The 18,010-nt window shown below is 30.3% G+C and carries 15 protein-coding genes; all 15 read left to right on the top strand.

The genetic code is table 11. The features are described 5' to 3' along the window. Positions 1-45 precede the first annotated feature (45 nt). The 15 genes from AB8B23_RS08720 to AB8B23_RS08650 all read left to right on the top strand — a co-directional run bounded on the left by AB8B23_RS08720 (position 46) and on the right by AB8B23_RS08650 (position 18,004). Complete coding sequence (locus AB8B23_RS08720; protein WP_369712419.1) at positions 46-528, top strand: transposase family protein; 483 nt, start codon at positions 46-48, stop codon at positions 526-528. Next, entirely contained in the window at positions 449-838 is a 390-nt protein-coding gene (locus AB8B23_RS08715; protein WP_369712418.1) for a transposase family protein, read from the top strand. The genes AB8B23_RS08720 and AB8B23_RS08715 overlap by 80 nt, the downstream gene beginning before the upstream one ends. A 260-nt stretch (positions 839-1,098) precedes the next feature. After that, positions 1,099-3,204 carry a glutamine synthetase III gene (locus AB8B23_RS08710; RefSeq protein WP_369712417.1) on the top strand — a complete coding sequence of 702 codons (2,106 nt, stop codon included), beginning with the start codon at positions 1,099-1,101 and terminating at the stop codon, positions 3,202-3,204. Positions 3,205-3,361: 157 nt separating this feature from the next. Next, positions 3,362-4,324: an AEC family transporter gene (locus AB8B23_RS08705; RefSeq protein WP_178936145.1), complete on the top strand. Its 963-nt coding sequence runs from the start codon at positions 3,362-3,364 to the stop codon at positions 4,322-4,324. Positions 4,325-4,554: 230 nt separating this feature from the next. After that, positions 4,555-5,094, top strand: a complete 540-nt coding sequence (locus AB8B23_RS08700) for a hypothetical protein (RefSeq protein WP_021744026.1) — start codon at positions 4,555-4,557, stop codon at positions 5,092-5,094. Between the two features lie 12 nt (positions 5,095-5,106). Next, on the top strand, positions 5,107-5,979 hold the full coding sequence (locus tag AB8B23_RS08695) for a hypothetical protein (RefSeq protein WP_369712416.1): 873 nt from the start codon (positions 5,107-5,109) through the stop codon (positions 5,977-5,979). 363 nt (positions 5,980-6,342) lie between these two features. After that, entirely contained in the window at positions 6,343-7,206 is an 864-nt protein-coding gene (gene speD / locus AB8B23_RS08690) for an adenosylmethionine decarboxylase (RefSeq protein ID WP_369712415.1), read from the top strand. A 604-nt stretch (positions 7,207-7,810) separates the two neighbouring features. Next, positions 7,811-9,274, top strand: coding sequence for an aminotransferase class I/II-fold pyridoxal phosphate-dependent enzyme (locus tag AB8B23_RS08685; RefSeq protein WP_369712414.1), 1,464 nt, complete (start codon positions 7,811-7,813; stop codon positions 9,272-9,274). Between the two features lie 72 nt (positions 9,275-9,346). Continuing rightward, positions 9,347-9,877: a glycoside hydrolase family 108 protein gene (locus tag AB8B23_RS08680; protein ID WP_369712413.1), complete on the top strand. Its 531-nt coding sequence runs from the start codon at positions 9,347-9,349 to the stop codon at positions 9,875-9,877. Positions 9,878-10,014: 137 nt separating this feature from the next. Next, positions 10,015-10,857, top strand: a complete 843-nt coding sequence (speE, locus tag AB8B23_RS08675; protein ID WP_369712412.1) for a polyamine aminopropyltransferase — start codon at positions 10,015-10,017, stop codon at positions 10,855-10,857. A gap of 30 nt (positions 10,858-10,887) precedes the next feature. Beyond that, positions 10,888-11,739 carry an agmatinase gene (speB, locus tag AB8B23_RS08670; RefSeq protein WP_369712411.1) on the top strand — a complete coding sequence of 284 codons (852 nt, stop codon included), beginning with the start codon at positions 10,888-10,890 and terminating at the stop codon, positions 11,737-11,739. Between the two features lie 41 nt (positions 11,740-11,780). Then, positions 11,781-13,475 carry an AAA family ATPase gene (locus AB8B23_RS08665; RefSeq protein WP_369712410.1) on the top strand — a complete coding sequence of 565 codons (1,695 nt, stop codon included), beginning with the start codon at positions 11,781-11,783 and terminating at the stop codon, positions 13,473-13,475. Between the two features lie 198 nt (positions 13,476-13,673). Beyond that, a complete protein-coding gene (locus tag AB8B23_RS08660) occupies positions 13,674-16,265 on the top strand; it encodes a DUF2339 domain-containing protein (protein WP_369712409.1) in 2,592 nt (863 codons plus the stop codon). After that, positions 16,249-17,421: a hypothetical protein gene (locus AB8B23_RS08655; protein WP_369712408.1), complete on the top strand. Its 1,173-nt coding sequence runs from the start codon at positions 16,249-16,251 to the stop codon at positions 17,419-17,421. Before AB8B23_RS08660 ends, AB8B23_RS08655 begins: the two co-directional genes overlap by 17 nt. A gap of 16 nt (positions 17,422-17,437) precedes the next feature. Beyond that, on the top strand, positions 17,438-18,004 hold the full coding sequence (locus tag AB8B23_RS08650) for a LemA family protein (RefSeq protein WP_021768382.1): 567 nt from the start codon (positions 17,438-17,440) through the stop codon (positions 18,002-18,004). Positions 18,005-18,010: the final 6 nt, after the last annotated feature.

Below are 18,010 nucleotides of genomic sequence, written 5' to 3'. Positions count from 1 at the left end.
TTGTATAAAGAATAATATCAGGGTACAATAATATTGGTGATGAAAATGATAAATAATGTTGAAAAAAAAAAACTTAAGGAAGAGAACTATCAGAAAATTTTTGGTATTCATAAAATGCTGAAACTTTTGAATGAGGCATACAGAATTGGGCACTTAAGAGGCAGACATCCGCGAAAACTGTCCGTTCTTAACAGGCTTGTAATTATGCTTTCATATTATCATAACTATAGAACTATGGAAAACATTGCCTTTGAATACGGCGTTGCAAAAAGCACTATCTGTGAGTGTGTTAAATGGGCTGAGAAAAGCGGGGAGCTTTCCTTGCCTAAAAAGAGGGAGCTTGTCAGGGACACTGAGATAGAGGTTGTACTGGTTGACACTACGGAATGCGAGATTGAGCGTCCTAAAAAAACAGTGGAGATATTACTCAGGAAAAAGGAAAAAACATATGATAAAGACTCAGATAGTTGCAGACGAAAAGGATTTAAGGATACTCAACGTCTCGTTTTCACACGGGAGCGTTCATGACTTCAGGCTGTTCTGTAGAAGTCGTGTATATTTTTCAAAAGATGTTCTTTTAATTGCCGACAAGGGATACATAGGCATAGATAAGATACACGGCAACAGCTTGGTGCCTAAAAAATCGACAAAAAAGTATAAATTAACTAAAGAGGACAAGAAATACAATTCAATTATTTCAAGACGTAGAATTTACATAGAGCATGTGAATAGTCATATCAAGAAATTCAGGATAGTGTCTACATGTTACAGAAACAAGGAAAGAAAATTTTCTATGAGATTCTCGTTGATTTGTGTAATTTATAATTTTGAACTATAAGTTGTCGAATAAGTCTATTATAACATACTTTTTTGTAAGTATAGTCAATGCACCTAAAAAAAGAAGAAAAAATATTTAAAAATTAATAAATTAATTTTAAACTGAGATTGCTATATATTTATTATAAAAATAAAAAAGTATAAAAAAATTTTTGTTTGACTTATATTTTTTCGCATTGTATAATAAAATATAGTTAGAAAAATGGAAAGTGGGAATGCACTGTTCCATAAGAAATTGATACGGAAAAGAGGTTAAATTTTATGGAAAACGCTATGAAAAGCTTTGGAGAAAATGTCTTTAGGGATAGTAATTTGAAAAAAAGAGTTTCCAAAGCTGTTTTTAAAGAGTTTAAAGCGTCTCAATTAGGTGAAACTGAGTTATCGAAGGAAGCTGCCGAAGTTATTGCGAATGCAATTAAGGATTGGGCGACTAAAAGAGGGGCTACTCACTTCTGTCATTGGTTTCAGCCGTTAAATGATTTGACAGCAGAAAAACATGATTCATTTTTGGAACCTGTTGAAAATGAGGAAGTTATTTACAAATTTTCTGGAAGTAATTTGATAAAAGGTGAATCTGACGCCTCTTCATTTCCAAATGGGGGACTTCGTAGTACATTTGAGGCAAGAGGTTATACAATTTGGGATACAAGTTCATATCCATTCATAAGAGAAAATAAAAATGGAGTTACGTTGTATATTCCTACAGCCTTTATTTCATTTACTGGTGAAGCGTTGGACAAAAAGGTACCTTTATTAAGAACAATGAAATATATAAGTGAACAAGCATTAAGAGTTTTACGGGCTTTAGGAAATACTACGGCTAATCACGTATTTAACACTTTAGGAGTGGAACAGGAGTATTTTCTTGTAAAAAAAGATATGTTTGAAGCGAGAGATGACTTATTGCTTACTGGAAGAACATTATTTGGGGCATCTGCACCTAAAGGGCAGGAACTAAGTGATCACTATTACGGAAAAATCAAAGAAAAAGTAATAAACTTTATGAGTGATGTTGATGTTGAACTTTGGAAATTAGGAATTCCGTCAAAAACAAGACATAATGAAGTAGCTCCAAACCAATTTGAAGTAGCACCACTATTTTCAGTAGCAAACTTGGCATCAGATCAGAATCAGATAATAATGGAAACCATTGAAAAAACGGCATTAAGACACGATTTGGTAGCATTGCTTCACGAGAAGCCATTTGCAGGAGTAAATGGTTCAGGGAAACATAATAACTGGTCACTAGGAACTGATGACGGTAAAAATCTTTTCAGTCCTGGAAAAGATATCAAATCAAACACACAATTTTTAATTTTTGTAGCTGCGGTAATAGAAGCTGTTGACAGATATTATCCAATGTTAAGATATGCGACTGCAACTGCGACAAATGATCATAGACTTGGTGGACACGAAGCGCCACCTGCAATTATTTCAGTATTCTTAGGAGATGAATTGACAACGGTTTTGAATAATATTGCATACAAAAAAGATGCGCCTGTGTCAGAATCATCAAAAGTAAACTTATCAGTTGATGTATTACCAACATTTAGCATGGATGCTGGAGATAGAAATAGAACTTCGCCATTTGCATTTACTGGAAATAAATTCGAGTTTAGAATGCCGGGGTCAAGCTCTACACCTGCAACTTCTGCGGCTGTAATAAATGCTATGGTAGGAAAAGTGCTGTCTGAATATGCAGATAAACTTGAAAAAGCAACTGAAAAATCTCTGCCAAAAGTGGCAAATGAAATTATTGCAAATGCCTATAAAAAACACCATAGAATAATTTTCAATGGAAATGGATATAGTGAAGAATGGGCAAAAGAAGCTAAAAAACGTGGACTTACAAACGAAGTAGCTTCAAATACTGCGCTTAGAAAAATGATAGATAAAGATGTGCTAGAATTAACTCAGGAAATTGGAATGCTTTCTGAACAGGAATCTATCGCAAGATACAATGCCTATGCAGACAGATATGTAACACAATTAAGCATAGAGTCAAGAACATTGATTGACATTGCAAATAAAAATATCTTGCCATCTGGATTAAAATATGCCAATTTATTAGCTGATCATATTGAAAAAAATTCAAAATACGGAAAGGCGTTTATAAAAGAGCAGGAAGAAATATTAAAAGATGTGCTTGCAAATATTACAACTTTAAGAAAAGAAGTAAAATCGCTTGAAAAAGAAATTAACAGAGTAAAAAATGAAAAAGATTTAGGAAAACAGACAGATTTAGTAAAAGAAAAATTGGTAACAGGACTTGAGGCATTAAGAATTCCTTGTGATAATTTGGAAAAAGTTATTGATCAAGAATATTGGAGTTTCCCAACTTACACGGATTTATTGTTTAAGTTATAATATTGATAAAAGTGCAGGGACTTTAACGAGTCCTTGCTTTGTTTGTTTAAAATAATATTTTTGTAGTGAATTATTGTAAAATCAACTTTAAATGTTATGGAATTATTAGATTTGATTTTGAAAGAAATGGGTATAGTAAAGAAAGGAAAGTTTAAAAATGATTTTTTTGAAATCACTGGGAAGTATTTTCCCTATTATTGTTATGATTGCGATTGGATATATTTTGAAAAAAAGGCACTGGTTTCATCACACATTTAGTGAAAATGTGTCAAAACTTATTACAAATGTGGCTTTGCCTTGTTCAATATTCTATTCAGTCTTGAAATATTTAAATATGGATGCTTTGAAGGAAGTGTCAAATCGTTTGATTTTTACATTTGCTTCGGTTATTATCGGATATGTTGCAGCTTTTTTTGTAATAAAGCTGGTGAAGATGAGAGAAGGACGGCGTGGAGTCTTTTATAATGCGGTAGTCAATGCAAATACAATATTTATTGGACTTCCGTTAAATATGGCACTTTTTGGAGAAGCAGCTTCCAAATATTATTTAATGTATTACATTACAAATACTGTATCAATTTGGACTTTAGGGTATATGCTTCTGGCAGGTGATTCGTTGGAAGGTAATGAAGATGAGAAAAGTGGGTTTAATCTAAAAAAGTTGTTATCACCTCCACTTATTGCTTTTGTAATAGCCTTTATTGTACTTTTGTCAGGCATAAAAGTAATAACTCCGATTGTGGAAACTACAAAATATCTTGGAAGCGTTGTAACACCTCTTGCATTGCTTTATATTGGAATAGTGCTGGCAGATGCGGGACTTCACAGTATCCGGTTTGATTTGGATACGAACTTGGCTTTACTTGGAAGATTTGTATTTTCGTCAATTGTCATGATCGTGTTATTGAAAATTGCTGGACATTTTGTGCAGTTAAATGATTTGGAAATAAAAACGTTTGTGATACAGTCAGCAGCACCAGTGTTTGCAGCATTACCAATTTTAGTTAATGAAACTAATGGAGATATTGGATATTCCACAAATGTAGTTACAACAAGTACAATTTTATTTATATTGGTTGTTCCAATTCTGATGAGTATTTTGAATATAATTCACATCTAAGATTCAGAAAATCATTAATTTGATTTTCTTTTTTTAAATTTGAAGATGGAGTAAATCTTGAAATTAATAAAAAAATATGGTAAACTTTTATTAAATATCTTAAATAATGAAAATAAAAGATAAACAAAGAAATATATAAATTATTTTAAAGTATTTGATATAAAAATTTATAAGATTAAAATATATTTTTTTCAAATTTATTATAATAATTGTAAATTTTAGGAGGAAAAGTGAAAAAAATAATCATATTGCTTGTTTTATTGGTAACAGGGATTTCTTTTTCAGATACCTGCAAATGGATAAAAAATCCAAATATATATGTAACAAAGGAAATAGAGCTCATAAATAAATCTCATTTGAAAGGAAATATCTATTGTGATGTAGAACATGATTTTATGACATATTATGTTGGAATAGATAACTTGGAAGTGGGACTTGTGTACAACACATATGAAAGAAAAGAACTGACATATGAAAATATTTTTAGAATATTAATTGATTTTGAGAATGATATAGCAAAATTGATTCCCAAAAATATCCCTAAAAAAGATGAACCCAAAAAGCCAAGATATTATACTTTCAGACTTTATACCTATGATGCAGCTAAAAAAGATACTTTTATGTTATTTAAGTATATTCTGGATACAAAAAAGATAGATGGAGACTGGAAAACTTACTATAATAATGAAATATTTTCAAAGACAGGGGAAAAAATGTTAAAAACATTAAAAGACAGCGGATACAGCCCTACTGAAGATATCATGTACTAATTGAGAGGAAAAATGAAATTAATTTTAGAAGAAGATATAGTATATAGAACTAAAATCAATGATTTTGGAGTTGAACCAATTAATAAGAGAATTATAACAACAGGAGAAAAGCTTATATATTTTAATAAAGAAAAGTTTGAGAAGGAAAGTGGCGGAAAGGTAAAAAACTGTGAAATCATAAAATATATAAAGGAAAAAAATCAGTTATTTGTCTCAAGCATGTTTTTCGTTTCTACTCCTAATGGTAAAGTTTATAAATGTGACGGAAATAAAAAGAAAATAGTTGAACTCGTATTTGATATTGAAGACACAATCAGAGTTATGAACTTTATAACAAGTGGCAGAATCGTATATATTGAAAATAATAATCTTTTTTCATACGATGTTGATACAAAAGAATTAATTTCCACTAAGCTCACAAAAAATATAAAAAATGGAAATTATAAAATATTTACAAGTGGAGAAAATGTCATAATCAAATTTAGGGAAGATTACAAACATATAAATATTATAAGTATTTTTGAAAATAAATTAAAAAAAATATTTGAAGTAAAAACTGAAACAAATCACACTTATTCAAAAATAGTTGGACTCCAATATTTTGCAGGAACAGAAGATGGAGAAATTGAAATATGGAATATTTTGGATCAGGAACTTTATAATTCGATAAAAATTTCTGACAGAAAAATAACATATATTGAAGAATTTGAAGGAAAGTATTTTATTGGTTTGGAAAGTGGAGAATTGGTAATTACAGATAGTAAATTTCATATTTTAAAACAGGAAAAAGTGTTGAAGGAAGGAATTGTGAAAATTTGTGTAATTGAAGATGAAATTTATGTTATGGGGGGTGAAAATAGGATAGTAAAGTATAGGATGATTTGAAATATTTTATTATAATCACAGTTAGTAATTTAGCTGTGATTTTTTTTGAAAATTCATTTTGTAATTTTAATTGTAAAAATTGTGTATAAATGATATAATTTGGCGAAAAAATAAAATAAAAAATAAATAAAAATATGTAAAAAATAAATAAATTTTTAAGACTGAGTCAGTAATGTTTTGAAATACACTCAAACCTATTTAAAATTAAACTACTAAAAATTATATAAATTTAGGCTTTGAGTAAAATAGTCATAGCCTTTTGAGTTTAGTTTTAAAGCAGTTTTACTATAATGTTCAAATTAAAGGTTTATTTGATTTTTAAAAGAATTTTTAGTGTAATGTGAAGAAATGGGAGAGGAAGTGATGAATGAGTTGGAAAATAATAAAATTAAGTTATATGGATTTAACAATTTAACAAAAACATTAAGTTTTAATATTTATGATATTTGCTATGCGGAAACAGAGAGGGAGCAGAAGGACTATATTGCATACATTGATGAGCAATATAATTCAGAAAGACTTACAAAAATACTTATTCGTGTAGCAGAAATGATTGGAGCACAAGTCTTGAACATATCAAAGCAGGATTACGAGCCGCAAGGAGCCTCTGTAAATGTTTTAATTGCAGAAGAAAGAATAAGTCCAGAAAATATCGACAAGTCTTGTAATAGAGGAAAGCCATTTTTTGAGGAAATTGGAATGGATGAAAACAGTATAAAAAAAAGTGGGGCAAGTCAGGATACAGATACAGTTCACGCTCATTTGGATAAAAGCCATATAACAGTGCATACTTTCCCAGAATACCATCCAGATAATTCAATTTCCACTTTCAGAGTGGATATTGATATTGCAACTTGTGGGGAAATTTCGCCATTAAATACGTTAAACTATCTGATAGACAGCTTTGATTCTGATATAATTACAATTGACTACAGAATACGTGGATTTACAAGAGATATTTCAGGAAAGAAATTTTTTACAGATCATAATATAACTTCTATTCAAGATTATATTGAGCCTGAAAAATTAAAAATATACGATGCAATTGACGTAAATGTATATCAGTCTAATATTTTCCATACAAAAATGCTAATAAAGGAAATTAGATTACAAAATTATCTATTTAATCAAGATGTTTATGAAATCGCACCTAAAAAACGGCTGGAAATTACGGATAGACTTAGGAAGGAAATGATTGAAATTTATAGTGGAATGAATATTTATTAAGAATATTTTATACTTAAATTAAGTCTTCAAATTAACTATTTTATAAATTTTATTTTAGATTTGTCTAGTTAATAGTTATTTTTTCTTTTTTTATATTATTTATTTTAACGTAAGGGCATCAAACGCCATGCCCTTACAACCCCGCTTAACGCAAAACTTTCTTATAAAAGAAAAATAGAACTCGCTTTTGAGTATAAATTGTTTTAATACAAATAAATATATTTAACTTTAAAATAAATTACAAAAGCTCAAACAGCTATTTTTCTTCTAACGAAATTTTGCTTGGTATCTATTTTCATCAAATTACCTATTATAATTGAATTGAAAATGTCGTGATTTTTTGGAAATAAAAATTACTAAACACATTTATGTGTTTCTTTCGCCAAAATCTTCAGATATTATAATTTGAAGAAATTGAAATAACTAATATTGCGAAATAAAAGGGGATGGTGATTGTTCCCCTTTGCTTTTAAGAAAAAGAAAAAACATATAAATTACAAAAAATAGTTACTAATCAAAATGTCAATGTAACTTGTTTAAATGTTAAAAAAAAACAGAATTTAAAATTATAAATAAATTAAAAAATATGAAAGGAGTTGAAGAAATGGGGAAAAATATTGATAAAGATAGACAGAATAAGACAGTTCTTTTTGATGCTTTAAAAAATTATCTTTCTAACAGGGTTGTGAGATTTGATGTGCCAGGGCATAAAGGAGGGCGTGGAAATAAGGAATTTCGGGATTTTATTGGGCTGGAAGCGATGCAGATGGATGTTAATTCGATGAAGCCGCTTGATAATTTATGCCATCCAACTTCGGTTATAAAAGAGGCTCAGGATATAGCGGCAGAGGCTTTTGGGGCAAAAGAGGCTTATTTTATGGTAAGTGGAACAACTGGGGCTGTACAGGCTATGATTATGGCAACTTGCAAGGCTGGAGATAAAATTATTATACCGAGAAATGTGCATAGAAGTGCCATTAATGCAATGGTAATTTGTGGAGCAATTCCAGTTTATATTAACCCTGGACTTAACAAAAAATTGGGAATATCACTTGGGATGTCGATTAATGATGTGAAAAAGGCAATTCAGGAAAATCCTGATGCAAAAGCAATATTAGTGAATAATCCTACTTATTACGGAATTTGTTCAGATTTAAAATCTATTGTAAAAATGGCACATGAAAATGATATGTTTGTGCTAGTTGATGAGGCACATGGAGCACATTTTTACTTTGATGAAAATTTACCAATTTCAGCGATGGAAGCTGGAGCAGATATGGCGGCAATTAGTATGCATAAGACAGGCGGTTCTTTAACACAAAGTTCGATTTTGTTAAGTGGTGAGAGAATAAACGCTGATTATGTTCGGCAAGTTATAAACTTGACTCAAACTACGAGTGCATCGTATTTACTTATGACTTCACTTGATGTGGCAAGAAAAAATTTGGCAATAAATGGAAGGGAACTTTTTGAAAAGACAGTTAAATTTGCAGAATATGCCAGAAATGAAATTAATAAACTAGGTGGGTATTATGCGTATGGGAAAGAACTGATTGATGGAGATTCGGTTTATGACTTTGATACGACAAAATTATCTGTGTATACAAAAGATATTGGACTTGCTGGAATTGAAGTTTATGATATTTTGCGGGATGATTATGAAATTCAGATTGAATTTGGAGATTTGGGAAATATTTTAGCGATAATTTCGGCGGGAGACAGAGGCTTGGAAATAGAACGGCTAATATCTTCGCTTGCAGAAATTAAACGGCTTTACTCAAAAGACTCTACAGGAATGTTTGATCATGAATATATAAATCCTGATGTTGTGCTTCCGCCACAAAAAGCCTTTTATTCAGAAAAGGAAATGATCCCCATAAAAGATAGTGCGGGTAAAATAAGTGGAGAATTTGTTATGGCTTATCCGCCAGGAATACCGATATTAGCACCAGGAGAGCGAATTACTGAGGAAATCATAAACTATATCGAATATGCAAAGGAAAAAGGATGTTTATTAACAGGAACTGAGGATATGCATGTTGAAAAGATAAATGTTGTTTTGGAGTGAAAATTTTTGATGTAAAAACGTAGACAGTGTTTGCGAAATTCCAATTAAAATAAATGAAAGAAGGAAACAAAAATGGCTGACAACAGATTTTTGAAATTTTTTAATTATATTTTATTAGTTGAAGGAAGCTACTCTAATGATAAAAATGATAAAGGCGGGGAAACAAAATATGGCATTACTAAGGAGCGAGCTAGAGAATGTGGATACAAAGGTAGTATGAAAGATTTAACAAAAGCAATGGCACAAAAAATTTATGAGGAAAAATATTATAAGGCTAGAAAATTGGATCAAGTGAAAAATGATAAAGTGGCACTAAGCATATTTGATTTTTCAGTAAATGCTGGGAGATATGGAATTAAAAAGGCTCAGGAGGCTTTGAACAAGGTTTATGGCAAAAATGTTGTGAGTGTGGATGGAGCAATTGGATCTCAGACACTAAAATATTTAAATGATGTTAATCCAGTTAAATTTTTGGCTGTATATCACAGTTTACAGCGTGAATATTACAAGTCTCTTGCTAAGAATAATGTAACTCAGAATGATTTTCTAGCTGGATGGCTGAACAGAGTTAAGGTTAAGGAAAATTATTTGAGAAATGTTTAATGAGTGTAAGAAATAGAATAAAATTATAAACAATGGAAAAGTTGAGGAATTTATAAAAAAATTTTAAAGTACAAAATATTGGAAATAAAAGGTTAGATATTAAAAAAAGGTAATACAAATTGAAAGGAGTGTAGCAGATGGAATTATGGTACACAGAAGAACATACAAAAAATGTTCGTTTTTCTATAAAGATTGATAAGCAGTTAGTCAGTGCAAAAAGTGATTTTCAGAGAATTGATATTTTTGAATCGCCAGAGTTTGGGCGGTTTTTGACATTGGATGGATTTATGATGTTGACAGAAAAGGATGAGTTTATTTACCATGAGATGATAACTCACGTTCCTATGGCTGTAAATCCTAAGGCTAATAAAATATTGGTAATTGGTGCTGGAGATGGAGGTACTGTTCGTGAACTTGTAAAATATGAACATATTGAGAGAATTGATATGGTGGAAATTGACAAGATGGTTGTCGATATTTGTCGAGAATACTTGCCTAAGACGGCAAATAAATTGGATAATGAAAGGGTACATATTTATTATGAGGATGGACTAAAATTCGTACGTTCAAAAACTGATGAATATGATATTGTAATTGTGGATTCGACAGATCCGTTTGGGCCTGGAGAAGATTTATTTACAAGAGAATTTTATGGAAATTGCTTTAATGCACTAAAAGAGGATGGAATTCTTGTAAATCAGCACGAAAGCCCATATTATGAGGCAGATGCCAAAGCGACAGCAAGGGCAAATAAACAGTTAAGAGCAGTTTTCCCCTTTGCAACAGTTTATCAGCTGCATATACCAACATATCCGTCAGGACATTGGCTATTTGGATTTGCTTCAAAAAAATATAATCCTGTAGAAGATTTGAAGGCTGATGAATGGAATAAGTTTGGGATAGAGACAAGATATTATAATACAGAATTGCATAAAGGGGCTTTTGCTTTGCCAAATTATGTGAAAGATTTAATAAAATAATTTAGAATAAAAACTAGAAGGAGAATTTATATGAGAAATAAAAATATACATACATTTATAGGTTGTGACAATGAATACAATGAGAGTAAAATTGCTATTTTTGGAGCACCATTTGATAGTACGACTTCGTTTAGACCAGGGACTAGATTTGCTTCAGCGGTTATGAGAAATGAGAGTTTTGGTATAGAAACTTACAGCCCTTATCAAGATAAGGATTTGGAGGATATTAAGGTTTTTGATGGAGGAGATTTGGAACTTTCGTTTGGAAATTCAGAAAGTACATTGCAGGATATTCAGGATGAAACGGCAAAAATTTTGAAGGATGGGAAAATTCCGTTTATGATTGGTGGAGAGCATTCTGTTACATTGGGAGCTGTAAGAGCGGTTGCTGAGAAATATCCAGATTTGCATATTATTCAGTTTGACGCACATACAGATTTGCGAGATGAGTATTTAGGGCAGTATTATTCACATGCTTCTGTAATTAGAAGATGTTGGGATATTGTTGGAGATGACAGAATTTTTCAGTTTGGAATAAGAAGTGGGGAAAGAGATGAATGGAAATTTGCAAAGGAACATCTTCATACAACAAAATTTAATTTTGATGAACTTGATGAAGTTGTAGAAAAATTAAAAGGGAAACCTGTGTATTTTACATTGGATCTAGATGTACTTGATCCATCGGAATTTCCTGGAACTGGAACGCCTGAAGCTGGAGGAGTTACTTTTGTGGAACTTCATAAGGCAATAGAAAAAATTTCACAATTAAATATTGTGGGGCTTGACATGAATGAATTATCGCCTGTATACGATCAGTCTGGACAATCTACGGCATTAGCTTGCAAACTGCTTAGGGAAATTCTGTTGTTTATTTATAAATAGTTTAATTTGGTACTGACCAAGTAAAAAGGGAGGAATGTTAAATGAAGAAAAAACTGCCAATAGGAATATCAGATTTTAAAAAAATAATAGACGGAAATTACTATTATTTTGATAAAACAGAATTGATAAAAAGTATTATAGGAGAACCTGGCGAAGTTAAGCTGTTTACACGTCCGAGAAGATTTGGAAAAACACTTAATATGTCGATGATAAAATATTTTTTTGATATTGAAAATAAAGATGGAAATAAAAAACTGTTTGAGAATTTAAAAATTTCTGAAAATGAGTATTTTGAAAAGCAGGGGACAGCTCCAGTTATTTCAATTTCATTCAGAAATTATGATGAAAGTAGCTGGGAAAATGGGTTTGAGATGATAAAAAATACAATTTCGGATTTATATGATGAATTTGAATTTGTAAAGGAAAATTTAAGTGTTAGAAAAAAAGAAAAATACGATTCGATTTTATTTAACAGAGCAACTGAAGCAACATGGAAATTATCCTTGCTGGATTTAACAAAATATCTATATGAATATTATGGAAAAAAGGTTGTGGTGCTGATAGATGAGTATGATCAGCCGATAATTGATTCATACGTGAAAGGCTATTATCAAGAAGCAATTAGCTTTTTTAAAACATTTTATGGAGTTGTCCTAAAGGATAATAATTATCTCGAAATGGGAATTATGACTGGGATTTTAAGAGTTGCAAAGGAAAATATATTTTCTGGATTGAATAATTTAAGAGTTCATACAATTTTAGACAATAGATTTACAGAATATTTTGGGATTACAGAAAGTGAAGTTGAGCATGCTTTAAAGGATTTTGATTTAGAATTTGAACTTAAAGATGTTCAACGTTGGTACAATGGATATTTGTTTGGAGATATAAAAGTTTATAATCCGTGGTCGATTATTAATTTTCTGAATGATGAAAAATTAAAGTCGTACTGGGTAAATACGAGTGGAAATGAATTGATAAAATTATATTTAAAAAAGCTGAAAAATGAGATTTTTGATGATTTTTCAAAACTTTTGAATAGAGAAGAGATTTATAAACGAATAAACGAAAATATGACTTTTTCAAATCTTGAGTCAAATTATAGTAAAAATATATGGAATTTATTTTTTCACAGCGGATATTTAACACTGGCAAAGAAAATCGAAGATGATGGAATGTGCTATTTAAAAATACCGAATGAAGAAATATTGAAAATGTTCTCAGAAATGTTTATAGAAATTTATTTTGAAGATTATGAGAAATTTTTGTATATGTCAAATGCTTTGAGAGAAGGAAATATAAGTGAATTTGAGAAACATTTGAAAGAAGTTTTATTGGAAAATGTAGGAATATTTGATGTAAGTGGAATTTACAGAGAGCAATTTTATCATGGCTTAATGCTTGGAATAATTTTGACTTTGAAAAATGAGTATGAAATAACTTCAAATAATTTTGCTGGGAAAGGCAGATATGATTTGCTTTTGAAGCCTAAAAATCTGGAAAAAAGAAAAGAAGGAATTATTTTGGAATTAAAAGTTGTAAATGCAATGGAAAATTTGAGTGAAGATAAAATTTTTGAAAAATTAGAGAATGAGTGTGATATTGCGTTACAGCAGATTGAAGAGAAAGAATATGCTTCTGTATTAAAAAATTCTGGAGTTGAGAATGTATTGAAAATTGGGATAGCATTTTTTGGAAAAGAAGTGGCAGTTAAATTTGATAGAAATTATAGTTAATGCTAAATCCAATTTATATTAGATGTGTTCGCTAACCTAAGTTTTTTTATTTCCACAAGGGGTCAAGACCCCTTGCTTTAGAATATTTGTTTTATTAAATATTCACTATTTAAATGGGGAATAGTATAAAGTTATAAATTATTTTACAGATTAAAAATACATTTATAAAAAATTTGCGAGTTTTGAGGTGTTTTTACAATGATTAACAAACTAAAAGAATTGGAAAATCTTGAGAATAAGTATAAGGAAATTGGGAGAATAAATTCGGAGATAGAATCAATAATTGCAAATATAAAAAATGAGGTTGGAATAAGCAGGGAAAAGGAACTATTGGAAGAGAATGAAAGGCTGGCGAAAGATTTAAAGACATTTCATGAAAAGATGAAAGTTAGGGAAGAGGAAATTGGAAGGCTTAAAAATAGTAATGCAGTGCTTATTGAGGAATTGAAGGAAGCGAAAAAGGTTAGGAGAAATGGTGAGATTGATAAGTTTCAGAATATTTTGGCGGAGAAGATGAATGTGGAATTGGAAAGTGGAGTGACTAGAAGGCTTTCTAATTATGCAGAGAAAATGAAGAGAAAAGTCAAAATGCTGGAAAGAAATCTTTCTCATGAATTTTCAGATGAAGCTGATTCATTAAGAGATGAACTCAAAAAAATTAATGAAAAAATTGGTAATTTTTTAGAGAAAAGTAATAGAAAAACTTTTGAAAATAAGGTATTTCTTCAAGAGGAATCTTCAGTTTTTCATAATAAGATAAAAGAAGAAACGGCTTTGAAGGAGGGGAAATTTCTTTTCGAAAGAGAGAAAAAAAGATTTGTATTTGAAAAACTTATTGGACTTAAAGGATTTAACTTTTTAGGGATAATATCAATCTTTTTGGGAGTTTTTTTGGTATTTCGGACGCAGTTTGCAAAAATTTTGGCAAATAATTATGTAAAAAGTTCGGCTTCGTATTTGCTTGGGATGTTTTTTCTTTTTGCTGGAGAAAAATTTTATCAGAAAAATAAAAAGCATTTTGCAGTTGGGCTGATTGGCGGTGGAATTGGTATTCTTTATTTGACTACGCTTCTTTCTACGTTATATCTCAAACTTTATCCAATGACAGCGGGACTTTTTATATCGGTAATACTGACAGAGCTGGTTGTGATTCTTTCATTGCGATATGATAGCCAGATAATTGGAGTATTGTCGCTGATAGGAGGCTATCTTCCATACGGAGCTTATATTTGGGTGAATAAGAGCAATGTCCAGATTTATTATGTTTTGGCATATTCTTTGATTTTGCAGGGAATTGTGCTTGGAGTTTCTTGGAAAAAGGACTGGATATACAGCAAGATTTTTGGATTTGTTACAGGTGTAGTGAATATGACGGGGCTGATTTATTACTTAAATCACAGTATTCATGATAAGATTATGGCATTTTTCTACATCGTAATTTTCACAACAGCATACAGTTTCATTTTCCTAAATTCTCACAAAAAAGAAAATCGTCAAAGCAACATAATCGACTATGTATTTCTAAGTTTAAATCTAATTATAAAATTTTCATTGATTTACAGCCTGTTTGACAAGACAACCCCAAGTTGGCTAAAAGCGGTATTAGTTGGAACAGTCGGAATAATTTACGGATTTTTTGGCGACAGGCTCAAGGACAACAAAGTTGCAAAAATCTTTTATATAGTTGCATTAGGAAGTTTTATCCTGATTATCCCGTTAATTGTGCCAGAAAAATTTGTTGTGGTTGCGTGGGGTGCTGAGACTGCACTTTTATATTTCTTTTATAGAAAATATAAAAATAAAGAAATCCGATATGGAACGATTGCGATTTATCTAGTTTCACTGGTAAGTAATTTGATTGTACGGGAAGAAAAATATTTGCTTGTGTATATTCAAGATTTGATGATAATATTATTTTCATTTGTGCTTTATTTCCTGATAAAACAAAAAAGCTACAAGACAGAAGTTAGGATTTTAAATGGAATATTTAAATATCTGATTTTTACATATTCAATATTTTTTATAAATAAAGTTGTTTTTAATATTGTCACTTCATTCGAAGCGATAAATTATGGTAAAGATGTATTGTTTGGCGTATTATTTTCACTTTTTATTTTAAGAACGGTAACGTATAAAATAAAGAGATTGCAGGATAGTTTTAGCTTGAAATTTTTAGTAATAATTGAAATAATTTATTTACTATTCATAAATATGATTAATTTTATCTTATATATCTCTGGTTGGAGCTGGAATATACAAGAAGAGAAAATTCCAATAAGTTATCCGCTATCTTTAATTTTATTAATTTTTGTAAATTTTTATTTATTTATGGTTGCTAAAAATGATATTCATTTATGCTTTTTCAAAAAAAATGAGAAAAAACCATTGTGGATACTCGAAGAATCAATATATTTCCTTTGTGTAGCAAATATTATTTTACGAATATACGAACAGTCAAATATGCTATTTTTAGGAGCTGGACTAGCTTTGGATATAGTTGGATTGCTATTATGTGGATACTTAGTCTGGAAAGGATTTAGAGTGCCGAATAGGAATGTTAGAAGAATTGGGCTTGGAATAGGAATATTTTTTGTGGCAAAAAGTTTTTTATGGGATTTCTTACGATTTGATAATTCCTATAAGTTGATTGCTTACTTTAGTATGGGGGCTATTTTGATTGGAACTTCCTATATTTATCAGACGGCTTTGAAGAAGTTGGAGCAGGAAGTGAAAGAGAGTTTGAGTGGCACGGATTTTGGGAAAGGTGAGAAAAATGAAGAAAATAACTAAAATAATATTGTTTTTATTTTTATTGACAATTGTTCAACTTTTTTCCAGCCAGTATTTTAAAACTATAAAAATAACAGGAAAGTCGGCATACAAGCAATTTTTTCTAACAGAGGATATTTATGAGAACAGTAAAAATAATCTTGGGGATATACGGATAATTGATAAGAGTGGGAAGGAAGTTCCTTATGTTATCGAAACTGGAAAAGAGCAGGAAAAGCACAGTGAAAAAATTGTGGCAAGGGCAAAAATAGATGAAGTATTGACGAAAAAGGATAAAATGGAATTTATTGTAAAATTTAATTCTGATAGTTCGTTAAAGGATATAATTGGAAACAGGCTCGAGCTGATTGCTTCCAAAAATTTTTACACCGAATATACTTTGCTTGGAAGTAATAACGGTATAGATTGGGAACAGATAACTTCGGGAGAAATTTACAAAACACCTGATAAGGCAAACTTGACAATAGAATTTTCGGAAAAAAGATATGAATTTTATAAAGTTGTAACGCCCTTAGATAAAGGGAATATTTTTAGTGAAGCAATTTTGAAATTGTCAAATAGTGAGGCTCGAAAACTTAAAACTGTAGGGACAAAATTGGATTATAAAGTTGAGCAGGAAGGAAAAAATACAATTTTGAAAATCAAGAGCAAGTTTTTGCCGTTAAAAAATATTGTTCTAGATGTAAATGATGAGTTTCAGAGAAATTATACTGTGAGAAGCGGAGATAATCTTTATGCAGAAGGGATAATTTCTAAAGTTGGAGAAAAGTCAAATTTGATGATAAACTTAGAAAATGTGCCAAAATTGTCTGAAATAATCGTTGAAATACAGAATGGAGATAATTCACCGCTCAAAATAAAAGGAGTAACAGGAAATTACGTTCCAGACAGAATTGTGTTTAGGGCTACAGAAGGTGAAAATTACAAAATAACCTTTGGAGATGAAAGTTTAGATAAGCCGGAATACGATATTGCCGAATTTGCTGACTCAATAAAAGAACGGGATGAAGTTTTTGTAGGAAAATTGGAAAAATCAGATGAAAAGAAGGTTTCAAAGCCAAGAGATTACACGGTTTATTATAATGTTTTTATAGGGGTGGTTGTGGTAATATTAATTGGATTTATGGTAAATAAAATAAATAAAAATAAAAAATAGAAGAGGAGAATGAATTATGAGTATTGTATTTATTTTAATAGGAATTTTGGTAGTTTTGGTTGTAATCGGAATGGGAATTTATAATAAATATATTAGACTAAAAAATCTGAATGAGGAAGGTTGGAGTGGAATAGGCGTATATTTGCAAAAAAGACTGGATTTGATACCAAATCTTGTTAATACTGTTAAAGGTTATGCAACACATGAAAAAGAAACGCTGGAAAATGTGGTAAAATTAAGAAGTCAAATGATGTCGATTGATACAAAGGATATTGATAATATTGAAAAAATTCAAAAACTTGAAAACGAAATGACAAAAACGTTAAGATCAATAATGATGTTACAGGAAAATTATCCAGACTTGAAGGCAAATGAAAACTTTTTGAGCCTGCAATCTCAATTGACTCAAATAGAAACAGAAATTCAAAGTTCAAGAAAATATTATAACGGAACAGCAAGAGACAGAAATACTTTCGTGGAAACTTTTCCAAATAATATTTTTGGTGGAATTTTTGGATTTAAAAAAGCTGAGTTCTTTAATGCTGTGGAAGGAGCAGAAAAAGCTCCAGAAGTTAAGTTTTAATTTTTT

Source organism: Leptotrichia sp. HSP-342 (genome assembly GCF_041199995.1).
GTDB classification, from domain to species: Bacteria; Fusobacteriota; Fusobacteriia; order Fusobacteriales; family Leptotrichiaceae; genus Leptotrichia; species Leptotrichia mesophila.
This window is presented reverse-complemented; position numbering and strand designations above follow the sequence as displayed.

Bases quoted from the DNA above. Each gene is read 5' to 3' on its own strand.
- AB8B23_RS08720 (WP_369712419.1), top strand. From the start codon at position 46: ATGATAAATAATGTTGAAAAAAAAAAACTTAAGGAAGAGAACTATCAG.
- AB8B23_RS08715 (WP_369712418.1), top strand. From the start codon at position 449: ATGATAAAGACTCAGATAGTTGCAGACGAAAAGGATTTAAGGATACTC.
- AB8B23_RS08710 (WP_369712417.1), top strand. From the start codon at position 1,099: ATGGAAAACGCTATGAAAAGCTTTGGAGAAAATGTCTTTAGGGATAGT.
- AB8B23_RS08705 (WP_178936145.1), top strand. From the start codon at position 3,362: ATGATTTTTTTGAAATCACTGGGAAGTATTTTCCCTATTATTGTTATG.
- AB8B23_RS08695 (WP_369712416.1), top strand. From the start codon at position 5,107: ATGAAATTAATTTTAGAAGAAGATATAGTATATAGAACTAAAATCAAT.
- speD (WP_369712415.1), top strand. From the start codon at position 6,343: ATGAATGAGTTGGAAAATAATAAAATTAAGTTATATGGATTTAACAAT.
- AB8B23_RS08685 (WP_369712414.1), top strand. From the start codon at position 7,811: ATGGGGAAAAATATTGATAAAGATAGACAGAATAAGACAGTTCTTTTT.
- AB8B23_RS08680 (WP_369712413.1), top strand. From the start codon at position 9,347: ATGGCTGACAACAGATTTTTGAAATTTTTTAATTATATTTTATTAGTT.
- speE (WP_369712412.1), top strand. From the start codon at position 10,015: ATGGAATTATGGTACACAGAAGAACATACAAAAAATGTTCGTTTTTCT.
- speB (WP_369712411.1), top strand. From the start codon at position 10,888: ATGAGAAATAAAAATATACATACATTTATAGGTTGTGACAATGAATAC.
- AB8B23_RS08665 (WP_369712410.1), top strand. From the start codon at position 11,781: ATGAAGAAAAAACTGCCAATAGGAATATCAGATTTTAAAAAAATAATA.
- AB8B23_RS08660 (WP_369712409.1), top strand. From the start codon at position 13,674: ATGATTAACAAACTAAAAGAATTGGAAAATCTTGAGAATAAGTATAAG.
- AB8B23_RS08655 (WP_369712408.1), top strand. From the start codon at position 16,249: ATGAAGAAAATAACTAAAATAATATTGTTTTTATTTTTATTGACAATT.
- AB8B23_RS08650 (WP_021768382.1), top strand. From the start codon at position 17,438: ATGAGTATTGTATTTATTTTAATAGGAATTTTGGTAGTTTTGGTTGTA.